20 protein-coding genes and 1 pseudogene are annotated in these 20,909 nt (G+C 71.1%); 10 read left to right on the top strand and 11 right to left on the bottom strand.

Features of this window, described 5'->3' with window-relative positions:
* Window positions 1-219 precede the first annotated feature (219 nt).
* Window positions 220-404: pseudogene (locus ACZ49J_RS41975) on the top strand (IS630 family transposase); the annotation flags it as partial.
* Window positions 405-732: 328 nt separating this feature from the next.
* Window positions 733-933, top strand: a complete 201-nt coding sequence (locus tag ACZ49J_RS41970) for a tautomerase family protein (RefSeq protein ID WP_467456388.1) — start codon at window positions 733-735, stop codon at window positions 931-933.
* An 81-nt stretch (window positions 934-1,014) separates the two neighbouring features.
* Here ACZ49J_RS41970 and ACZ49J_RS41965 read toward each other — a convergent pair whose 3' ends face one another.
* On the bottom strand, window positions 1,015-1,602 hold the full coding sequence (locus tag ACZ49J_RS41965; protein ID WP_467456387.1) for a TetR/AcrR family transcriptional regulator: 588 nt from the start codon (window positions 1,600-1,602) through the stop codon (window positions 1,015-1,017).
* Between the two features lie 58 nt (window positions 1,603-1,660).
* Here ACZ49J_RS41965 and ACZ49J_RS41960 point away from each other — a divergent pair, with 58 nt between their 5' ends.
* The 3 genes from ACZ49J_RS41960 (at window position 1,661) to ACZ49J_RS41950 (ending at window position 4,280) form a co-directional block, all read left to right on the top strand.
* Window positions 1,661-2,605: a patatin-like phospholipase family protein gene (locus ACZ49J_RS41960; protein ID WP_467456385.1), complete on the top strand. Its 945-nt coding sequence runs from the start codon at window positions 1,661-1,663 to the stop codon at window positions 2,603-2,605.
* Window positions 2,602-4,053 (top strand): flavin-containing monooxygenase, encoded by a 1,452-nt coding sequence (locus ACZ49J_RS41955; RefSeq protein WP_467456384.1) that lies wholly within the window; start codon window positions 2,602-2,604, stop codon window positions 4,051-4,053. Before ACZ49J_RS41960 ends, ACZ49J_RS41955 begins: the two co-directional genes overlap by 4 nt.
* Window positions 4,054-4,118: 65 nt before the next feature.
* Window positions 4,119-4,280, top strand: coding sequence for a hypothetical protein (locus ACZ49J_RS41950; RefSeq protein ID WP_467456383.1), 162 nt, complete (start codon window positions 4,119-4,121; stop codon window positions 4,278-4,280).
* 248 nt (window positions 4,281-4,528) lie between these two features.
* Here the strand turns inward: ACZ49J_RS41950 and ACZ49J_RS41945 are convergent, their stop codons facing one another.
* From ACZ49J_RS41945 to ACZ49J_RS41935, 3 genes are read right to left on the bottom strand one after another with little or no spacing between them, the layout of a single operon-like run.
* Window positions 4,529-5,473: an MBL fold metallo-hydrolase gene (locus tag ACZ49J_RS41945; protein ID WP_467456382.1), complete on the bottom strand. Its 945-nt coding sequence runs from the start codon at window positions 5,471-5,473 to the stop codon at window positions 4,529-4,531.
* Complete coding sequence (locus ACZ49J_RS41940; protein ID WP_467456392.1) at window positions 5,470-6,462, bottom strand: fumarylacetoacetate hydrolase family protein; 993 nt, start codon at window positions 6,460-6,462, stop codon at window positions 5,470-5,472. Before ACZ49J_RS41940 ends, ACZ49J_RS41945 begins: the two co-directional genes overlap by 4 nt.
* A gap of 2 nt (window positions 6,463-6,464) precedes the next feature.
* On the bottom strand, window positions 6,465-7,910 hold the full coding sequence (locus ACZ49J_RS41935; RefSeq protein ID WP_467456381.1) for an amidohydrolase family protein: 1,446 nt from the start codon (window positions 7,908-7,910) through the stop codon (window positions 6,465-6,467).
* 196 nt (window positions 7,911-8,106) lie between these two features.
* Between ACZ49J_RS41935 and ACZ49J_RS41930 the strand changes: the two genes are divergently transcribed.
* Entirely contained in the window at window positions 8,107-8,973 is an 867-nt protein-coding gene (locus ACZ49J_RS41930; RefSeq protein ID WP_467456379.1) for a LysR family transcriptional regulator, read from the top strand.
* A 577-nt stretch (window positions 8,974-9,550) separates the two neighbouring features.
* Here the strand turns inward: ACZ49J_RS41930 and ACZ49J_RS41925 are convergent.
* The 4 genes from ACZ49J_RS41925 to ACZ49J_RS41910 are packed head-to-tail and all read right to left on the bottom strand — an operon-like array spanning window position 9,551 to window position 13,922.
* Complete coding sequence (locus ACZ49J_RS41925) at window positions 9,551-10,183, bottom strand: TetR/AcrR family transcriptional regulator (RefSeq protein WP_467456378.1); 633 nt, start codon at window positions 10,181-10,183, stop codon at window positions 9,551-9,553.
* A gap of 9 nt (window positions 10,184-10,192) precedes the next feature.
* Window positions 10,193-12,319, bottom strand: coding sequence for a xanthine dehydrogenase family protein molybdopterin-binding subunit (locus tag ACZ49J_RS41920; protein WP_467456377.1), 2,127 nt, complete (start codon window positions 12,317-12,319; stop codon window positions 10,193-10,195).
* Window positions 12,316-13,329 carry an FAD binding domain-containing protein gene (locus ACZ49J_RS41915; RefSeq protein ID WP_467456375.1) on the bottom strand — a complete coding sequence of 338 codons (1,014 nt, stop codon included), beginning with the start codon at window positions 13,327-13,329 and terminating at the stop codon, window positions 12,316-12,318. The genes ACZ49J_RS41920 and ACZ49J_RS41915 overlap by 4 nt, the downstream gene beginning before the upstream one ends.
* A complete protein-coding gene (locus tag ACZ49J_RS41910; RefSeq protein WP_467456374.1) occupies window positions 13,326-13,922 on the bottom strand; it encodes a 2Fe-2S iron-sulfur cluster-binding protein in 597 nt (198 codons plus the stop codon). The genes ACZ49J_RS41915 and ACZ49J_RS41910 overlap by 4 nt, the downstream gene beginning before the upstream one ends.
* A 46-nt stretch (window positions 13,923-13,968) precedes the next feature.
* Here ACZ49J_RS41910 and ACZ49J_RS41905 point away from each other — a divergent pair, with 46 nt between their 5' ends.
* The 4 genes from ACZ49J_RS41905 to ACZ49J_RS41890 all read left to right on the top strand — a co-directional run bounded on the left by ACZ49J_RS41905 (window position 13,969) and on the right by ACZ49J_RS41890 (window position 18,286).
* Window positions 13,969-15,084 (top strand): XdhC family protein, encoded by a 1,116-nt coding sequence (locus ACZ49J_RS41905; RefSeq protein WP_467456373.1) that lies wholly within the window; start codon window positions 13,969-13,971, stop codon window positions 15,082-15,084.
* A 93-nt stretch (window positions 15,085-15,177) separates the two neighbouring features.
* Complete coding sequence (locus tag ACZ49J_RS41900; RefSeq protein ID WP_468352081.1) at window positions 15,178-16,602, top strand: MFS transporter; 1,425 nt, start codon at window positions 15,178-15,180, stop codon at window positions 16,600-16,602.
* A gap of 94 nt (window positions 16,603-16,696) precedes the next feature.
* Window positions 16,697-17,575, top strand: a complete 879-nt coding sequence (locus ACZ49J_RS41895) for a TIGR03620 family F420-dependent LLM class oxidoreductase (RefSeq protein WP_467456369.1) — start codon at window positions 16,697-16,699, stop codon at window positions 17,573-17,575.
* Window positions 17,576-17,590: 15 nt separating this feature from the next.
* Entirely contained in the window at window positions 17,591-18,286 is a 696-nt protein-coding gene (locus ACZ49J_RS41890) for an NAD-dependent epimerase/dehydratase family protein (RefSeq protein WP_467456368.1), read from the top strand.
* A gap of 604 nt (window positions 18,287-18,890) precedes the next feature.
* Here ACZ49J_RS41890 and ACZ49J_RS41885 read toward each other — a convergent pair.
* From ACZ49J_RS41885 to ACZ49J_RS41875, 3 genes are all read right to left on the bottom strand, one after another.
* Window positions 18,891-19,202: a hypothetical protein gene (locus ACZ49J_RS41885; protein ID WP_467456366.1), complete on the bottom strand. Its 312-nt coding sequence runs from the start codon at window positions 19,200-19,202 to the stop codon at window positions 18,891-18,893.
* A 122-nt stretch (window positions 19,203-19,324) separates the two neighbouring features.
* A complete protein-coding gene (locus ACZ49J_RS41880; protein ID WP_467456365.1) occupies window positions 19,325-20,188 on the bottom strand; it encodes a hypothetical protein in 864 nt (287 codons plus the stop codon).
* A complete protein-coding gene (locus tag ACZ49J_RS41875) occupies window positions 20,185-20,901 on the bottom strand; it encodes a ParA family protein (protein ID WP_467456363.1) in 717 nt (238 codons plus the stop codon). The genes ACZ49J_RS41880 and ACZ49J_RS41875 overlap by 4 nt, the downstream gene beginning before the upstream one ends.
* Between the last annotated feature and the right edge of the window lie 8 nt (window positions 20,902-20,909).

Genomic DNA, 20,909 nt, shown 5'->3' with positions numbered 1-20,909 from the left:
GACTCACCCTCTACCAGATCCTCGACACCCTCCAAGACCTGCTGAACTGCTGGACCGGCACCTGCACCACCTGCCACCAACCCCTACCCAGCAGAACCACACCAAGATCAAGACAGACCTAACGGAGTCCTACTAGTGCTCTGACCGCATTGGCCCGCCGGGTTGGTGGTCGGGGCGTTTGGATGTGCGGTGACGTCCGATCCGAGTGCTGGGGGTGCGGTGGCTGAGCCTGTCCGAGTGCGCAGACTGACCAACCAGGAGGGGCAGAAGCTGCAGCAGATCGTGCGTCGGGGCAGCGCCAGCTCGGTGTGCTGCCGGCGCGCGATGATGCTGTTGGCCTCGGCCGGCGGGACCGGGTTCCGGTGATTGCCCAGCTGGTGCAGGCCGACGAGGACACCGCGAAAGGCGGCGGCACGAGCTGAGCATAGGCGGAGGCCTCGGCCAGGCAGTCGGCATCAATGGCCAGGTGACCAGGCTCGTCCCGCCGAGGACCTGGCGGAAGAGAGAAGAAGGGCTATGTCCCAGATCGATCTCACTGTGCCCGTGGGTGCGCTGACCGAGGAAGGCGCGGCGAGCATCAAACGGGGCCTGGCGCGTGCCCTGCTCACGTGGGGAGGGCGCACCCGGCCGGGAGATATTCCGTTCCCTGCTGTAGTCCTGCCTGCATGTGCTGCCTGCCGGGGCGCTGGTCACCGCAGCCGATGACGCCCGCGCTTCCGGGTCGACGTCACCGTGCCGTTCGGGGTCCTCGATGACGAGCGGCGCCCAGGTCTGGTTGGAGAGGCGACGGAACTGGTGCTGGCCGCCGCGGGGCTCGGTGCGGACCAGGCGCTCCGGGTGTGCGTGCTCATCCATGAGCAGCCGGACGGGACTTGGGGAGCAGGCGGCAAGATCATGCGCTGTACCGAGGTTGAGGGACTCGCCACGGACTGAGGACATGAGTCCGCTGTCGCGGTGCACGCTCGCATCAGGCGCCGGCGCGAGCCCGGGTGCCTGCCGTGATCCGGGGCGGGGTCAGTCGGTCATGACCTGACGGAGCAGGTCCACGAGCGGCTGTACGGGGACGGTGGGGTCGAACGCGCGCTGGACGCCGATGCCGATCCCGAGACTGAGAAGGACGAAGGCGGCGGTGTCCGCGGGCATGTGGGGCGTGACGCCCAGTTCCTGCATCTGAGCCCGGATGAGGTCCGCGAGGGCCTCGGTGACGGCGCGCCGTCGGTGGGCGAGCTGTTCGCAGACGTGTGCGTCGCGGCGGTTGGCGGTGGCGAACTCGACTTCCAGTGCGGTCCACGAGCTGTCGCCTATGTGCTGCTCGGCCCACCGGGCGAAACCCGCGAGCCTGTCCTCCAGGCGGGGCGCGTCTCCCATCTCGGCGGCGATGTACGCCACTTGCTGCAGGGCAATGCGGTCCAGGACGGCCAGGCAAAGCTCGTTCTTGGTCGCGAAGTTGGAGTACACCGCGCCCTTCGAGTAGCCGGCGGCCTCCGCGACCCGCTCGATGGAGGTCTTCGTGAAGCCATCGCGCAGGAAGAGGTCGTGCGCGGTGTCGAGGACGTGTTCGCGGGTGCGGGCCTGGCTCTCGGTCCGGGTCAGTCTTGCCACGCATGCAGAATACCGCTAGCTTCCGGATTCCATTGGTATCTGAATTCCAGGGGGATCTGTGGTTCCAAGTCGTGCACTGGTGGTCGGGTGCGGCGGCACGCTCGGCTTCGCCTGGACCGTCGCCGCGCTCACCGCAGTGGAAGCGGAGCTGGACTGGGACGTGCGGACCGCCGAGGTGTCGGTGGGGACGTCCGCCGGCGCAGAAGTCGTGTCCGCTCTCGGCTCCGGGCGGTCCGTGTCCGACCTGCTCGCGGCGGTACGGGGAGACACTGGCGCGGACCCGGTGCTACTCGGACACGTCCACGCCCACCCGGGTGCACTGCCTCCCGTCCCGTGGCCCGGGCTGCCGGGGTCGGGGCTGGTGACCGCTGCCGTACGCGGCCGGGTCTCGCCGGGGTCGGGGCTGGTGGGGCTGCTGCCGCGCGGCCGGGGTGATGCGCGTTGGCTGCACCGCTTCGGTGCCGCGCTGACCGAGGGCCGCCCGTGGCCGGATTCCACGCACACCTGGCTGGTGGCGGCCGACGCGCGCTCGGGCCGGCGGGTCGCGTTCGGCGCGCCGGGAGCTCCGGCCACGGACCTGGGCAGCGCGATCGCCGCGTCCTGGGCGATCCCGGGCTGGTTCCCGCCGGTGCGGATCGACGGGCGGACCTACCTCGACGGCGGCGCCGTGTCCCCGACCTCGGCGGACCTCCTCGTACCCCTGGGCGTGGACGAGGTGGTGATCGTCGCTCCCATGTCGACCTCCGGGGGCGCACCCGCCACCGGCCTGAGCCGTCTCGAACGGATCCTGCGCCGCTGGATGACCCGGACCGTCGACGCCGAAGAACGCCTCTTGCGTGCGGCGGGATGCCGCGTCGTCCGAATCGAGCCCGGGGTGGAGGAACTGGCCGTGATGGGGGCCAACTTCATGGACCCACGGCGGCGTACGGCCACGCTCGACATCTCCCTGCGCACCGCACCCGACCGCGTCAAGCGAGCCATCGACAGGAGCATTGCGGCATGAGCACACACGTCGAGGTCATCGTCGTCGGCGCCGGCATCTCCGGGGTTGGCGCCGGGGCCAGGCTCCGCGGCGCCGGTATCCGGGACTTCCTGATCATCGAGGCGGCCGACGACTTCGGCGGCACGTGGCGGGCGAACACCTATCCCGGCTGCCAGTGCGACGTACCGTCCCGCCTCTACAGCTACTCCTTCGCTCCGAACCCGGACTGGACGCGGGTGTACGCGCACCAGCCGGAAATCCTCACGTACGTGAGGCGGGTCGCCGACACGTACCGGCTGCGCGAACACACCCGGTTCGGGGTGCGTATGACCGAAGCGCGATGGCAGCCCGGCCAGGCCCGCTGGCTCGTCCGCACCGACGCCGGTGAGTTCACCGCCCGGTTCCTGATCGCCGGCGCCGGCCCGTGGAACGAGCCTCTCGTCCCGGACGTCCCCGGCCTCGACGGTTTCCCCGGCGAGGTGTTCCACTCCGCGCGCTGGAACCACGACTACGACCTGCGCGGCAAGCGCGTCGCGGTGCTCGGCACCGGCGCCTCGGCCGTGCAGTTCGTCCCGGCGATCGCCCCCGACGTCGCCCGCTTGCATGTGTTCCAGCGCACCGCCCAGTGGGTGCTGCCCAAGCTGGACCATCACATACCGAAGGCCGAACGGTGGGCGATGCGCCACCTGCCGGGCGCGCGAGCCGCGGTGGCAGGGCTGGAGTACCGGGCCATGGAGACGCTCGGACATGGATTCCGGCGCCCCGGGCTGATGCGTGGCGTCCAGGCCATCGCACGGGCCCACCTGTGGGCCACGGTCCGCGACGCCGAACTGCGCCGCAAGCTGACCCCCCACTACACCATCGGCTGCAAGCGCATCCTGTTCTCCAACCACTACTACCCCGCGTTGAGGCGATCCAATGTCGACGTGCACGCCGCCGCGGTGCACGCCGTCGAAGGCAACACCGTGCACGGCGCCGACGGCAGCGCCGCCGAGGTGGACGCGATCATCCTCGGCACCGGCTTCCACATCCTCGACATGCCGCTCGCGGGCCTGGTCCGAGACGGAGCCGGCCACTCGCTCGCCGACCGCTGGCAGGGCTCCCCCGAGGCGTACCTCGGCACCGTCGTCGCGGGCTTCCCCAACGCCTTCCTGCTCCTCGGCCCCGGCCTGGGCACCGGGCACTCGTCGGCGTTCGCCATTCTGGAGGCACAGCTCGACCTCGTCCTGGGCGCCATCAAGGCCGCACGGGAGGAGAGTTGGGCGGTGCTGGAGGTACGCGGCGACGTGCAGACCGCCTACAACGCCCGGCTGCAGACCGCGCTGGCCGGCACCGTCTACAACGCCGGTGGGTGCAGGAGCTACTACCTCGACGCCAACGGCCGCAACAGCTTCAGCTGGCCCTGGTCCACCGACCGGCTTCGCGCCGAAATCGGTCGCTTCGAGCCGCAGGACTTCACCGCTTCCTGAGCCGAGGGAACTCATCGCGCCAACAGCGTCCGCAGGGGGCGGGGGCCTGCGCTGCGGAGTGGCTAGTGTCCGATCCGGCCGAAGGGGAGGGCTGGCTCGGCGAGATCGAAGGGCTCCGCGTCAGCCTGGCCGGCGCCGAGGCCAAGATCGGCCAGATCGACTCCGCAGCAGCGGGTGGGCCCATCCTGCTGGGGCTGCCAGCTGCGCGGTCTGCTCGGCAGGGGTGATAGGGGCCCTGCGAGGAAGAGACAGCCGGCGGGCTCAGGCCGGAAGGGCAGTGTCTGCTCCGGGGTGAGGTCGTAGCGCAGGCGTGCGAAGCGGACCGGGTGACGGTATCGCTGGCGTCGATGACGGTGGCGGTGGCGGCGACGAACTCGGCGACCGTGTTCGGCCGGACCGGGCGGTACTCCACTTGGGTCAGTGGGTGATCGTGGGGCCGTCCTGGTGTATGGGTGCGTGAGTCAGGCCGACGCGGTCAGACCCGGCTGTGGAGGGGGCCTGAGTTGTAGGTGATCGCGTCGGTGAATGCCTGGGGCAGGTCGAAGGGGTGGCCGGTGGTGTCGGCGTAGGCGCGGTGCAGGTTGAGGACGATGCGTTCCGCGTCGGGCAGGTCGGCGAACGGGCCGAGGCGGCAGATGCGTGCCGCTTGCAGGGGTGTGAGGCCGTCGCGAAGGCCGGCCTGGGCGGTGGTGTGGACGAGTCGGTAGTACGCGCGGTGCTGGTCGAGCACCGTCGGCAGGGTGTGTGCGTCGATGACGGGGCCGTGGCCCGGTACCACGTGTTCGGGTGCGAAGGAGGCGATCCAGTCCAGGGAGCGCAGGGCGCCGTCCAGGGAGCCCATGAACACCAGGGGGGTGACGCGGTGGAAGAGCAGGTCTCCGGCGAACAGCACGCGTTGTGCGGGGAGCCAGGCGATCAGGTCGCCTCTGGTGTGGGCGGGGTGGCCGGGGTGGTGGAGTTCGATGGGATGGCTGTCGCTGTGCAGGGTGAGTGCTGTGCGGATGGTGAGGTCCGGGGCGCGCCGGGTGACCGCGCCCCAGTCGGGGACGGGCTGCCAGATCGGTGGGCAGCCGTCGATGACGGTGTCGGTCAGGATGCCTTCGCGGGTGGCTTCGTGCGCGATGACCACTGTGGTGGGGGGCAGCAGGCTGTTGCCGTGGGTGTGGTCGCCGTGCAGGTGGGTGTTGACCAGGTAGCGGATCGGTGTGCCTGGTGCCGCCCGGCCGACGGCGCCCAGCAGGTCCCGGGTGCGGTTCTCGGTGGCGCAGGTGTCGATGAGGACGATGTGGTCGTCGGTGATGACGAACCCGGCGTTGTTGATCCACCAGGAACCGTCCTGCTGGATCCAGGCGTACACACCCGGGGCCACGGCGTGGGCTGTGCCCGCGGTGTTCGGTGGCAGGCTCGGGGCGGGGGTCATGGGCGGCCTCCGTGGTGCGGGTGCGAGGTGGCCCGCAGGTCGCCGGCGGGGCGCTCGGCAGGCTCGGTCACGCGGCAGATCTGGGTTCCCAGGTGCCCGACGCTGAGGGTGACGGTGTCTCCCGGAGCCAGGGGCGGGTGGGCGTCGAGCCCGCGGCGTCCCCACAGTTCGGCCAGGCAGCCGCCGCCGCAGGTCCCGGAGCCGAGGATGTCGCCGGTGCGGACCTCGGTGCCCCGCGATGCGTAGGCGATCATCTGGGCGTAGCTGAAGGCCATGTTGCTCCACATGTCCTCGCCGACGGCGGTCCCGTTGACGGCCGCCGTCATCCGCAGGCCGTAGGCGTTGCCCGCGCGGTGGGGCTCCAGTTCGTCGGGGGTGACGAACACCGGGCCGAGCGTGGTGGCGCTGTCCTTGCCCTTGGCGGGGCCGAGGCGGACCTGCATCTCCGTGAACTGCAGGTCGCGTGCGGACCAGTCGTTCATCAGCACGTATCCGGCGATGTGGGACTCGGCCTCGTCGACGCTCAGGTCCCGGCCGGCTCGGCCGATCACGGCGGCGACCTCCAGTTCGAAGTCGAAGCGCGTGCAGCCCGGCGGGATGCGCACGTCGTCCTGCGGGCCCTGGATGGCGTAGGGGTTGGTGAAGTAGAAGGCCGGAGCCTCGTACCACTGCTCGGGCGGGCCTGCCTCTGGTCCGCCCAGTCTGGCCACGCCCTCGACGTGGCTCTCGAAGGTCATGAAGTCCCGCACGGTCGGCGGCTGGGGAATCGGCGCCCGCAGCCTGAGCGAGGCGTAGGGGTGCACGGCACGGGGATCGCACAACGCGTTGTCCGCAGCGTCGCGCAACCGCTGCGGGTCCTCGAGCAGGTCGATGAGACGGACACCGGGTGGGAGCGCGTGGACGAGGTCGTCGGCGTCGAGTACGCCGACGCGGTCGCCGTCGTCGCTGTCGATGTCGCCGTCGTTCTCGGTGTAGGTGACGAAGCGCATGATCACTTTCCGGACTTCTGGTGTTCCGGAGCCGCCTGGAGTTCCGACGACATGCGGGCGATGAAGCCCCATGCTTCCGGCGGGGTGCCGGGCAGGGGTCGCCCGGCGTCGGCGAGCCGGCCGAGGACTGTTTCGGCCGAGGCGTCAGCCCGTGCGAGCAGGGCCGGAAGGTCGGTGCCGGTGAGGCGGCCGTCGCGCTTGGCGAAGCGGCCGGCGACCAGGACGTGGCGGATGTCGGCGGGGGTGGTCTGGAAGACGAGGGTGCCGGCGGGGTCGAGGTGCGGGTGCTGGGACATGCCGGGCCCGCCGGTCACGATGATGTCGGCCTGCTTGCCGGGGGTGAGGCTGCCGATGCGGTGATCGAGTCCGATCGCCTCGGCCGCGTTGACGGTGGTCCAGGCCAGCGCCTCCTGCGCGGTGACGGTCACCTCGGTGGGGTCTGAGCCGGCGAGGTTGAGGTTCTCGGTGTCGGCCCAGCGTTGGAAGGCCAGGCCCATGCGGGTCTGGGTGAACAGGTCGCCGGTGTTGAGGGAGACGACGTCGCAGGACAGGGTCGGTTTGATGCCGTGCAGGCGGGCGGCTGCGAAGGCGGGGCGACCCATGCCCATGTTGAGTTCGGTCTCCACCGAGATCGACAGCTTGGCGCCGTGGTCGGCCAGCAGGCGCCACTCCTCGTCGGTGAGGGTGTTGCAGTGCACGTGGACCTGGTCCGGTCCGAGCAGGCCCGCCGCGGCGAATTCACGCACGCCGCTCGGCAGTGACCACACGCAGCCGGTGTGTGTGACGATCAGCGCGTCGTGTTCGCGGGCGGCGGCGATCTCGGCGCGGGTGGTGTCGAACGGCCGCGTGCCGTACTCGGTGAGCGCCACCCCGAGGGTCAGCAGCGCGTCCCGGCTCGGGAAGTGGGTGTCGGCGACGCGCCGGAAGTCCGCCAGGCGCGAGGCGTGGTCGGTGAAGTGCGGCGGCTGGAGCGGGTTCGACTCGAAGAAGCCGTAGCCGAACACCGCGCGGATTCCCGCGTCCCGCAGCCCGGTGATCGCGGCGTCGGCGTGCTCGGGCGTGTTGTTGCAGTGCGAGAAGTCCAGGATCGTGGTGACGCCGGAGTTCAGGGCGTCCAGGGCGCCGAGGTGATTGCCCAGGTGGACGTCTTCGGCGAGGTAGGCCGGCGAGACGCCGAGCCGGATGCCGAACAGGTAGTCCGCCAGGGTCCAGTCGGCGCACAGGGCGCGCAGCTGCGTCTGCCAGGTGTGCCGGTGTGTGTCGATCATGCCGGGTGCCACGATGTGTCCCGTGACGTCCACCGTCTCCGCCTCGTCGACGGAGAGGTCCGGTGCCACCGCGGCGATCACACCGTCCTCGATCAGCACATCGCCCCGGGGCAGGTTCCCCAGATGCGGATCCATGGTGAGGACGGTGCCGCCGCGCAGCACAACGCGATGCCGAGCCATGATGATGACTCCTTCGTCATCCGAGCCACAGAGGCAGTGCCTCCCGTGGACTCACCACACCAGAGGATCACGCCAGGGATCATCAGCCGAAACGGTTGTGAACCGGCCGCGACCGAGGTGTTGACGGCCCGGGCTCCTCTGGCGTAGACGGAAGCACCGGCAGTGCGGCGGTACGGAACGGCACGGAGGCACAGGCATGGACATCCGGGCGCTCCGCTACGCGGTGACACTGGCGGAGGAACTGCACTTCGGCAGGGCTGCGCAGCGGCACTACATCAGCCCCCAGCCCTTCGGCCGCCACATCCAGCGGCTGGAACGGGAACTGGGCACCAAGCTCTTCGAACGCACCAGCCGCCACGTGGCCCTCACCCCTGAGGGCGAGCGACTGATCGCCGAAGCCCGAGCCCTCCTCGACACCGTGGACTCCCTCACCGAACACCGCCGCCGCTGCGCCACCGACGAAAAGCTCCTCACGCTGGGAGTCCTGGGATTCGGACTCGCCGAACACTGGCCGGATCTCACCGCGAAAGTGCACGGCCACGATCCTGAAATCGCCTTCTCCTACGCCGAACTGGACCTGGCCGACCAGTACGAAGCGGTCCGCAGCCACCGGGTCGACGTGGGCATCGTCCAGTACGTCGGCCCCGTCGACGGGCTCGTTTTCGAGCACGCCCTGACCATGCCCCGGGTCGTGGTCGTCCCCGCCCGCTCCCCTCTCGCCGACGCCGACCGGCTGACCGAAGCCGACCTCAGTGACAGCCCGTGGCTGCCCACCGCCCTCGCTCATCCCGCGCTCGAAGCATGGTCCGGCCCCGCCGCCGACGGATCCCACAGCCGCGGCGCCCTGCGCCACCCCGCCGCCATACCAGGAGCCGTGGCGACAACCGGCCGCATAGCCCTGCACGCCGAAGCCGCCGGCCGCTTCTACCCACACCCGGACGTCCGGTTCGTCCCGCTCGACGGACCGCCCGTGGAGATCGCCGTCGCCACCCGCGCCACCGACGACCGCCACGCCATCGCCGCCGTCCGCCACGCCACCCGCCTTCTCGGCAGAGTCCGGTAAGCCGACCAGAAGATCTGCGGGGCGCAGGGATCCAACGTCCTGACGTCCGCGATGATCACCCCGCCACCGGCCTGGACGTTCGGCGCCGTCGGCGCGGCTGCCCCACTGCTGAATCCCGCGCCGGGGCCGCGCTCCATCGTGGGGCGAGAGTGTGGCTGCCGTCCGGTCGGCACCCAAACAAAGATCATTCCACCCGTCGGTGTGATGATCACGGCAGCTCCAGCGAGTCGGACCGGGTGCGCCTACGGGTGCGCCGCCAAGCTCGTCGGGGCGTTTACGGCCGACTCTGCGGGTCTGTCCACGGGTACCGGCAAACCCGCTGCACCATGTGCAGCCGGGGATCGCCACGAACCCAACGCGGCGCTAGTTCAGAGAAGCCACCGCACCGACCACCAAGCCGGCGAGCCAAGAGGGCAGACCTCGGGTGACGGCGGCGGGCCCCCGGTGTGCGAGCGACCTGTCGTCCGCTCGCTTCCCCCGTCCAGGCGTCCGGAAAGCCGGCTGCGTCCTGTGGGCCAGTTCCGCGTCGGCCAGTGATGAGGTTCGTCAATGGGCGAAGCCTCATCACCGGCTCGGCTCATTTCTCCGCTTGCCCGGCCGTTTCGCCCCTGTGACCCGCCACCAGAGCCCGGGTCGCTGTCGTCGCGCGGGCGGCGATCTCCTCCACGGCCCGCTCCGACGCGCCGAACTCCCCGTCGATCAGTCGTGCCGCATACCCGCGCATGAGCGAGCAGATCGCGTCCAGCAGGGCGTGGGCGGACTCCGCGTCGGGAGCCAGCTCCAGCGCTGACGGCAGCAGCAGGTCCGCCAGCGCGCGGTTGCCCTCGCGCAGCTCGGGGTTGGCCTCCAGCAGGGAGGGAGCGGTCAGCAGTTCGTACCCGCCACGGAGGTCGGCGGCGACGCGGACGTACGCGGCCACGACCGCGGCCAGCCGCTCCGTCGGCGTCTTCGCGGTGCCGAGCACCTCCAGGAAGAGCTCCTTCACCCTGTTCAGGACATCGAGGGAGGCGGCGACCAGCAGAGCGTCCCGGTCGGCGAAGTGGCGGTAGGGGGCTCCCGGGCTGACACCGGTGCGGCGCGCGGCCTCGATGACGGAGAAGCGACGCACCCCTACCTCGTCGACGATCTCCAGGGTGGCCCGGACCAGCGCGGTGGCGAGGTCGCCGTGGTGATAGCTCTCGCGCCCGCGCCTCCGCTCCGTCATTGCCATTGCCGCAGTTTACCGAGGTCGGGCGGGACCGCGGAGCCTGGCCGCGAGCGCCTGCCGGGACCGTTCGACGCGCAGCGGCAGGTCACGTACGCGCACCCCGGTGGCGTGGTGGAACGCGTTGGCGATCGCCGCGGCGGTGCCGACGATCCCGAGTTCGCCGATGCCCCTGACGTCGGTGGGGTCGGCGGGGCCGCCCGGCTCGTCCAGCCACACCGCCTCCAGGTCGCGGATGTCGGCGTTGGCCGCGACGTGGTAGGCGGCGAGGTCCTGTTCGGCGAAGTCGCCGAAGCCGGGGGCGAGTTCGCCGCTCTCCAGCAGGGCCATGGAGGCTCCCATCGTCATGGCTCCGAGGAACTGCGAGCGCGCCGTCCTCGGATTGAGGATCCTGCCGGCCGCGAACACCCCGAGCAGCCGGTCGAGCATGATCTCACCGGTGTCGGTGTCCACTCGTACCTGCGCGAACTGCGCTCCGTGGGTGTGCCCGGGCGTGTGCTCCCCCAGGTCCTCGGTCGTGTCGGCCAGCACTTCCAAACCGTCGTCCGGCACGCTGCCGCCGTGCGCGAAGAGCTCCGCCGCCAGCAACCGGCACGCCTTGTGGACGGCCCGGCTCCACGAGGAGGTGCCCATCGAACCGCCGGCGGCTGCGGCGAAGCCGAACGACGCCCGCCCGATGTCGAGGCGGACCCGGTCGAGCGGCGCGCTGAGCGCGTCGGCGGCCACCTGGTGAAGCACGGTGCGCGCGCCCGTCCCGATGTCGACGGCGCCGACCGTGACCCGGTACGTGCCGTCCGGTTCGACGCGGGCGCGTGCCTGGGTCGGCAGGGCGGTGTACGGGTGGTAGGAGACGGCGACACCGGTGCCGACCAGCCAGCGGCCCTCGCGCCCCGCACCGGGGGAGGGGGCGCGCCGGTCCCAGCCGAACCGCGCGGCGCCTTCACGCAGGCAGGAGGCGCGTTCGCGAGCGCCGTCCGTCTCGGGCTGGTTGCGGAGCCGCAGTTCGATCGGGTCGATGCCGAGAGCGCAGGCCAGTTCGTCCATCGCCGACTCCAGCGCGAACATCCCCGGCGTGTACCCGGGCGCGCGGAACCAGCCGGGCGGCGGCACGTCGAGCGCCACTACCCGCGCCGTGGCGCGCAGGTGGGGTACGGCGTACAGGGTCGGGGTTGGGGCCACCGTCTCTTCCGTGTACTCCATCAGCGTCGAGCACTGGTGGACGGCGTCATGGTCGACCGCGACGAGCCGCCCGTCGCGGTCGGCACCGAGCCGCAGCCGCTGGATCGTGGGCGTGCGGTACGGGACCAGGGACACCATCTGCCGCCGGGTCAGCGCGATCTTCACCGGGCGTCCGACGGCGCGTGCCGCGAGGGCGACGAGGACGGTGGGGACGCGCGGCATCGCCTTGGAGCCGAAACCGCCGCCGACGTGCTCGGAGACGACCTCCACCGCCGACTCCTCCAGGCCGAACAGTGTGGCGAGGGCCTGGGCGCTGAAGTGCGGGGCCTGGTCGCTGTTGTGCAGCGTCAGCCGGTCCCCGTCCCAGGAGGCGATGGTGGCGTGCGGTTCCAGCGGGCTGGTGTGTTCGGCGGGGGTGGTGTAGGTCGCCTCGATACGCACCGGCGCGTCCGCGAGCGCCCGCTCCACGTCGCCGAACGCCACGGCGGCAGGCAAGCCGACGCTCATTCTCTCCGGCTGGCGTATCGCTTCGTGGTCGGCGCGCAGCACCACGTCGTGCGGCTGCCGCTCGTACGTCACGCGCACCGCAGCGGCGGCCTCGCGGGCCGCTTCCAGTGAGAGGGCCACCACCGCCGCCACGGCCTGGCCGTGATAGGCCACCTCGGGTGACTGGAGAACGTACAGGTCCGCCATGGAGACGAAGGCGCTCCTGGCACCCGGCCGCAGCCGGGGCGTGTTGTCCTGGTCCAGAACCGCGAGCACGCCGGGCACGGCCAGCGCGGCGGACGGATCGACCTTCCGTACCCGGCCCCGCGCGATGGTCGCGCCGACCGGCCAGACGTACGCGACGTCCGGTACCGGGTACTCGTAGGCGTACCGGGCGCTGCCGGTGACCTTGTCGAGACTGTCGGCGCGCACCAATGGGGCGCCGGTGGGGTGTTCACTCCGCTCGGCCGTGGTCATCGTCGCTCACCGGTTTCGGTCGGTTCGGCAACCAGGTCCCGGACGCACGCGGTGACCAGGTCGCGGGCCAGGTCGAGCTTGAACGCGTTGTCGGGCAGCGGGCGTGCCCCGGCGAGTTCGGCGTCCATCGCCGCGCGCACCGCGGCGCCGTCGGGCCGCCGCCCGCGAAGACGCTCCTCGGCGATCCAGGCCCGCCACGGCCGCGGGGCGACGCCGCCCAGCGCGATACGGATGTCCCGCAGCGCGCCGTCGTCGCCTACGGACACCGAGACGGCGGCGCTGACCAGAGCGAACGCGTACGACCGGCGATCGCGCACCTTCCGGTAGCGCATCGCGGCCCCGGACGGGGGCGGCGGCACCTCCACACCGGTGATCAGATCGCCGGGCGCGAGCAGGGTCTCCCGATGCGGAGTGCTCCCGGGCAGCAGGTACAGGTCCTCGACCGGCACCGCGTACGCGCCACCGTCGGCGGACCGCACCCTCGCCATCGCATCCAGCGCCACCAGGCCGACGGCCAGGTCGGAGGGGTGGGTGGCCACGCAGTGGTCCGAGGTGCCGAGCACGGCCAGCTCCCGGTGTGCGCCGTGAACGGCCGGGCAGCCGGAGCCGGGGGACCGCTTGTTGCAGGGCTTGGTGACGTCGTGGAAGTAGCCGCAACGGGTGCGCTGCAGCAGGTTGCCGCCGACGGTGGCGGCCGAGCGCAGCTGCCCGGAGGCCCCCGCGAGCAGCGCCCCCGCGAGCAGCGGGAAGCGGCGGCGGATGCCGGGGTCCCCGGCCAGCGGGGCGTTGCGCACCGCCGCGCCGATCAGCACGGACCCGTCGGCACGGTGTTCGATCCGGTCGTAGGGCAGCCGCGAGACGTCCACCAGGAGGCCGGGGCTAGTCACGCCGAGCTTCATCAGGTCCACCAGGTTGGTGCCACCGCCCAGGTAGACCGCGTCGGGTCGCCCCGCGACCAGCGTCTGGGCCTCCTGCGCGTCCGTCGCGCGTACGTAGGCGAACTCCCTCATGCCGCGCCCCTGTTCCCGCGGTCCGGGCTCTCGGCTGCGGCTTCGAGAACGGCCGCGACGATGCCGCCGTACGCCCCGCACCGGCACAGGTTGCCGCTCATGCGCTCGCGGACCTCGTCGGCCTCCAGTTCGACCACGTCCGCCGCGAGATCCTCGGTCACATGGCTGGGCCAGCCGCGCTCGGCCTCCGCCAGCGCGCCGATAGCGGAGCAGATCTGGCCCGGGGTGCAGTACCCGCACTGCAGTCCCTCGTGGTCGCGGAACGCCTGCTGCACCGGGTGCAGCCTGTCACCCTCCGCCAGGCCCTCGACGGTCACGATCTCCCTGCCCTCGGCCGTCACCGCCAGGGTCAGGCAGCTGTTCACGCGCTCGCCGTCCACCAGGACGGTGCAGGCGCCGCACTGACCGTGGTCGCAGCCCTTCTTTGTGCCGGTGAGGCCGAGCCGCTCGCGCAGGGCGTCGAGCAGGGTGACGCGGTTGTCGAGAGTGAGGTGGTGCTCGCTCGCGTTGATCCGCAGGGTCACAGCGCTGCTCAGGGAGTCCTGCCGGTGGGGGGTGACGGAGCTGTCCGGAGGTGAATGTGAGAGGCTCATACATGCAATGTAACAGTCCCTTACATCAGTCTGTGACGGTGAGCTGATGCGTGACGTGCTGGACGACCTCGACCGGTGGTGGCGGGCGGACGAGCCGGTGGCCATGGCCACGGTGGTGTCCACCTGGCAGTCCGCACCCCGCCCGCCGGGCGCCGCCATGCTGGTCGGCGCCGACGGCACGGCGGTCGGCAGCCTCTCGGGCGGCTGCGTGGAAAGCGCCGTCTACGACACCGCCCAGGACGTCCTCGCCACGGGCGCCCCGGTGCTCCAGCGGTACGGGGTCGGCGACGACGACGCGTTCGCCGTAGGTCTGCCCTGCGGCGGAACCATCGACGTCCTCGTGGAGCGGATCGACCGCGCCGGATTCCCGCAGCTCGGCGAGGTGGCCGCGTCCGTGCGCTCCGGAGAGCCCGTGGCCGTGGTGGTCCGTGTCGCCGCGAACGGCCCCGGCCCTCTGGCCCGTCTGGTGGTGTGGCCGGACCGTACGGCGGGATCCCTCGGCTCGGTACGCCTCGACGGCACAGTCGCCGCCGACGCGCGCTCCCTGCTCGCCGACGGGCGCACCGGCACGCTCCGCTACAGCCCCGAGGGCGAGTGCGAGGGCGAGGACCTCACCTTTCTCGTCTCCGTGCTGGCCGTCCCGCCCCGCATGATCGTGTTCGGCGCCACCGACTTCGCGGCGGCCACGGCCCGCATCGGCGTGTTCCTCGGCCGCCGGGTGACCGTCTGCGACGCCCGCCCCGTCTTCGCCACCGAGTACAGGTTCCCGGAAGCCGCCGAGGTGGTCGTGGACTGGCCCCACCGCTATCTGCGCGCGGAGGCGGACGCGGGACGCGTGGACGAGCGCACGGCCGTCTGTGTCCTCACCCACGACCCGAAGTTCGACGTCCCGGTCCTGGAGGTCGCCCTGCGCCTCCCCCTGGCCTACGTCGGCGCGATGGGCTCCCGCCGCACGCACGCTGACCGCCTGGCCCGCCTCCGCGCCTGCGGCCTCACCGACGGGGAGCTGTCCCGCCTGTCTTCTCCGCTGGGCCTCGACCTGGGCGGCCGTACGCCCGAGGAGACGGCGGTGAGCATCGCGGCGGAGATCATCGCCAAGCGGTGGGGCGGGAGCGGAGAGCGGCTGTCCCTCAGCGAGGGCCCCATCCATCAGGCGTCCTGAGAACACCAACACGTCGAGCCAACGGATCGGAAAGGAACGAACCACGTGACCAAGGAGACCCACCCCTCATCGAGACCATCCGCAGCGCGCGGCATGGCGATTCTGGGGCTGGCTGCGATGACCTTCTCGCTGGCGCAGACGTCCATCGCACCGGCCCTGGGCGACATGACCGCCTCGCTGCACGCCGACGCGCAGGACATGGCATGGGCGTTCACCGGCTACCTGGTGTCGGCCGCGGTCCTGACACCGGTGATCGGGCGGCTCGGCGACATGTTCGGCAAGCGGCGGCTGCTCGTGATCGCGCTGGTGCTGTTCGCGGCGGGCAGTGCCATGGCCGCGTCGGCGGACAACCTGGCCCTGGTGGTGGCCGGCCGGGTCGTCATGGGCGCGGGTGGCGGCATCTTCCCGCTGTGCTTCGGCATCGTCCGCGACACCTTCCCCGAACGGCGACGCGCCAGAGCGGTGGGCCTGGTGTCCGCCATCTCCGGTATCGGCGGCGGCATCGGCCTGCTGATGGGCGGCCTGCTGGTGGACCACGCCTCGTACCGCTGGATCTTCTGGGCCGGTACGGCGATGGCGCTCCTCGCGGCCGTCGCGGCGCAGACGCTGTTGCCGGAGTCCGCGAACCGAGCACCTGGCCGGGTCGACCTGTGGGGCACCTTGCTGCTGGCCATGGGTATCAGCGTCCCGCTGATCGCCGTCAGCCAGGCCACCAAGTGGGGCTGGACGAGCGGCCGAACCCTCGGGTTGATCGCCCTCGGCGTGGCGGTTCTGGCGCTGTTGGTGCTGGTGGAGCGGCGGACGGCCGAGCCCCTGGTGGACATGGCCGTCCTTCGGCGACGGCCGGTACTGATGACCAACCTGGCCACCCTGCTGGTCGGCTTCGGCATGTTCGGGGTCTTCCTGCTGGTGCCCCAGCTCGTGCAGACACCCGAGTCGTCCGGCTACGGCTTCGGCGCCGACGCGACCCGCGCGGGACTGCTCATGCTCCCGGGCTCCCTGACGATGCTGGTCGCGGGACCGTTCTCCGGTCTGCTGAGCAGCCGCTTCGGGAGCAAGGTGCCCTTGGCCCTGGGCGGCGTGATCAGCGCCGCGGGCCTGTTCGCCCTCGCGGCGGACCACGGCTCCCAGGGCGCTGTGCTCGGATTCACCGTGCTCGCCTTCGCCGGGATCGGCCTGAGCTTCGCCGCCATGCCCAACATGATCGTCGACTCCGTGGAGGCCGCCAGAACCGGAGAGGCGACCGGCGTGAACACGCTGGTGCGCTCGGTCGGCTCATCGCTCGGCAGCCAGGTCATCGCCGGAATCCTCGCCAGCAGTGTGACCGCCGCGGGCCCGCTGCCCACCGACCACGCCTACACGGTCTCCTTCGTGGTCGCCGCCGGCGGCGCGCTCGCCGCCACCGCCGTGACGCTGCTCATTCCGCGCCCCCGGGGCGGCCACGGTGTACCCGACGTAGAGGGGGCCGCCGCCGCACCGCTCCCTGCCCGCGTCCAGCTTCCTCGGGGTCTTGATTGACAGACCGGCAGCCGCACGATCGAATAGGAAACGACTATGGGTCGTTTTTATTTGTGGTGTCCCTTCGGGATACGCCCGATGACGAAAGGTCGGCATGAATCTCTCCGGTGTGGGTGTGTGGAGTCCTGGGCTGGGCTACGGCGATCCGGCCGAGGCCGCCGACGCGGCGGCGGAGCTGGAGGAGCTGGGGTTCAGCGCGTTGTGGGTGCCGGACCCCGGCGGGCCCGAAGTGTTCGACGCGGTCGGCCGGCTGCTGGCCGCCACCCGCCGGACGGTGGTCGCGACCGGCGTACTGAACCTGTGGGCCCACACGCCGACGGCGGTCGCCGCGTCGTACGCCTCGCTGTCCGCCACGCACGGGGACCGGTTCCTGTTGGGCGTCGGCGTGGGTCACGCCCATCGCGTCGACGCCCTGGAACCCGGCCGCTACCGTCGGCCGCTGGCCGCGATGACGGCGTTCCTCGACGGGCTGGACACGGCGGACGATCCGGTGCCGTCCGAGGGCCGGGTGCTCGCCGCGCTCGGCCCCAAGATGCTGGAGGTGGCTGCGAAGCGGGCCCGGGGCGTGCACCCCTACCTCGTCACCCCCGAGCACACGCGCCGAGCCCGCGAGGCCGTGGGCGACGGAGGGCTCGTCCTCCCGGAACAGACGGTCGTCCTCGCCACGGACGCGGACGAAGCACGTGCCGTCGCGGGCGACTGGCTGCGGTCGTATCTCGCCCAGCCGAACTACGCCAACAGCCTCCTGCGGCTGGGATTCACGGAAGAGGACGTGACGACGGTGAGCGACCGCCTGTTCGGCGCCGTGATCGCCTGGGGAGACGAGGCGGCGGTGAAGCGCCGGGTCGACGAGCACCGGGCCGCCGGCGCCGACCATGTCGCCCTTCAAGTCCTCACCGCCGAGTCGACCGCCTCACCTCTGACGGCTCTTCCCCGCACGCAGTGGCGCCGCCTCGCCGCTGCCCTGATCTAGCACCGGGAGCGGTTCATGCGGGTTGTCATCTTCGGGGCGTCCGGAATGATCGGCCAGGGTGTGCTGCGCGCCTGCCTTCTGGACCAGCAAGTCGACTCCATCCTGCTGGTGGTGCGCAGCCTTCTGGACGTGGACCATCCGAAGGTCCGGCAGGTCGTCCATACCGATTTCACGGATTTCACGGCCGTGCGAGACGAGTTCGAGCATCTGGACGCCGGCTTCTACTGCGCGGGCGTCTCCTCGGCCGGCCGCAGTGAGGAGGAGTACTTCCGGATCACCCATGACCACACGCTGGCGGCTGCCGACGCGGTGAGTGCCGCCAACCCGTCCCTGACCTTCACCTTCGTGTCGGGGGAGGGCGCCTCCGAAGCGAGCCGCTCGACGTGGGCCCGGGTCCTGGGGCGTACCGAGAACGCACTGCTGAGGATGCCGTTCAACGCGTATGTCTTCCGGCCCTTGTACATCCGGCCCCGCAACGGCGCCGTCCCTCAAACCCCTGCCTACCGTCTGATGTACCGGCTCACGTCGTGGCTGTACCCCCTGCTGCACCGGCTGGCACCGTCGCACACGACCACGACCGAGCACCTGGGCCGCGCGATGATCGCCGTCGTACACCTCCAAGGCAGCGCTCCCACTGTGCTGCACAGCCCTGACATCAACCGGTTGGGAGCCGCCGTCGGGGGAGCGGCGCCCGGAGGAGAACTCCGATGAGGGAAGGCCGGGGCCGGACTGGGCGCGATCACCGTGGCGCGGTTCGCGCCGACGCGGTCCGGCAGGGCGGCCGGGGAGCCGGACGGCAGCGTCGAGGAACTGCCTGACGCGGGCGGCGGGCATGGGGACCGCCAGAGCCTCTGTCTCCCCGCGTCCTACTCGCCCCGGAGGAGTCGCTGCTGCGGCGGTTGCTCCCTGGGGTCTGGCGTATGAGGGGGTGGTGGACCCCTGCTGCGGATACGTATGGCCGGCCACGGACGGGGGCTCTGTATCCGGCGCTGTGGCGATGCGACTGTCGAGCGGCGGATGGGCGTGTGTCTGCGGTGTGCCGGCACTTGCGCCAGTGACGCACGGGCGGCCGCTGCCATGACCGAGTGATGCTGCACGTACTCAGGGAAGGATTTGCCGTTCCCGCTTCTACAGAGCGAGGACAGAAACGATGCCCGTCGTGGCTGGGCGCGGTCATCTTCGCCCGGCAGCACCCCTCGACGACGGCCCAATGTGACCCATTCAAGGCGCTCGCCGTCCAGTCGGCATCGTGACCGCAGCCGCCGTGCCCAAGACATGCTGCCCGATCAGGTCGCAGGAACGGCCCAGAAGGCAGTCAGGAACCGTCTGTCTCTCGTGGCTTGAGGTCGGGCGGGTAGCCCTTTGCGCGGAGCCAGGTGTCGAGGGCGAGAGCGACGATGTCTCCGTGCGGTACGCCGGTGTCGGCGTTGTAGCGCCGGATCCGGCGTTGGAGCTCGAGGACTTCGGGGACGGCGTGGTTGAACTGTCCGCGTTTGGTGTGCCGGTTTCTGATGACGTCCAGGGTGTCCGGGTGCGGCGTGAGAACGTCATCGGTCTGCTGGGGCTCGGCGTCGAGCGCGTCGGCGATTTCACGTAGTCGGCGGGCGTAGGGGGAGTGATCAGGCACGCGAGCTGCTCCGGTCGGTCCGGATAGGCGGATAGCTATCCGCCTATTGGGTTATTGGAATAGTCGGCACGGGGCGGCCGCCCCCTTGCGCGAGGGGGGCCGCCCTGTGCCTTGCGGTCGGGTCAGAACCCGCGAGTGGTGAGCCACTCGTCCAGCGCGACGGAGACGATGTCGCCGATGGGCAGGTGGTCGAGTTCGTTGTCCAGCGCGAAGCGCTTGAGCCGCTTCTTCAACTTCAGCGCCGCGGGGACCGACGAGTCGAGACTCTCGCGCGTGATGATGCGCTGGTTGAGAACGACGGCGGTCTCAGGAATGTCCTTGGGACGGCCGGATCCCTGGGCCCACGGTGTTCCTTCGCTGGGCGCTGCCTGCGATGGCGCATCCTGTTCCTGGTGAGCCCATGGAACATCGGTCCTCACCGGGAACCCGTTGCCGCCTGCCGCCGGCGAATCTGCGGGGCGAAGCGCCACCTCGGCGCCCGAGGCTGCGCCAGGAGCTGTGGACGGGCCGTGCTGCACAACGGGTGCGGCTGGCTGCGTGGGCTGGATGGCAGGTGCTGCGGGCTTAGCAGCCGGGAGCACAGGCGGTACCTGCCACTCCATCGGCTGACCGGGGGATTCCGTCCCCGCGTCGATGGCGGCGACGGCTGGGCGAACTGGCTGACTGGCGGTCGGCTCCGGGACGGGCCTGCTCGGAGCCTCAGCAGTCGACTTAGGGGAGGGCTGTGCCACTTCGGGCATCGCCTCGGCCTCGCCCCGTGCCGACCCCTCGGGGTTGGGAACGGTGGAAGGAGCGGGCTGAACCTGCGGCTCGCGTGCAGTGGGACGGCCTTCGTCCGGGGTGGCGGCCTGTTCGGCGGCGTACTGCTCGGGGGTGAGCTCGGCGGCCGGGGGAGGAGGCGGAGGGGTCGTCTTTCTGGCCCCGCCCAGGGCACGCCCGCCGGTGCGGCGGGCTGGCGGCTTCAGCCTCTCGTTCTTCTCGCTCATGCCTGGGTCAGCTCCTTCATCAGCTCGGCGTACTCGCTCAGTTCGGTCGGGATTTCGCCGAAGGCCTCCATGTAGTGCACCCAGGAGTGGATGGTGGTCTCGGCGAGCGGGAACGGCTCGTCGCGGTTCGGGCCGATGCCCTCGCCGTCGGCGGGCTCCAGCAGCTGCTCCTTCGCCCGGCTGGGCAGACTGGTGCGGTCGTCGGCCTTGACCAGCACCACATGGGCGGTGACGTCGCGCTCGTTGCGGGCGGCGGCGCGCTCGGCCTCGTCGAAGGTGGCCACGAGCTTGCGGCGCTCGATCTTGGTGGGTGCGACCGGTACGAGCAGCCGGTTCGCCTCGGTGACAGCCTCGTGGAAGATGCGGGCGCTGCCGCCGCCGGCGTCGACCACGATCGCGCCGAACTCGGACCGCTTGGCCCGGATGTACTCGGCGATGTCGTCGAACGGGTACCGCTCGATGACCAGGTTGGCGGGGATGTCGAAGCCGGCGGCCTGGGCGACCTTGAACCAGTCGTAGGCGGACTGGCTGGTGGCGTCGGCGTCCAGCAGCAGTGTCGGCAGGTCGAGGACGACGGCGTAGTAGAGGGCGATGAACCAGGCGGAGGTGGTCTTGCCGGTGCCGCCCTTGAGCATGCCGACGACGATGACGAAGGCGTCCCAGGGGCTCGCTGTAGCAGCGGCCAGGGTCTTGATACGGGTGTTCTCACTCACGTGTGCTT

Source organism: Streptomyces sp. NPDC030840 (genome assembly GCF_055572015.1).
Note: the sequence above shows the minus strand (reverse complement) of the source record. Positions and strands in the feature narration are given on the sequence as shown.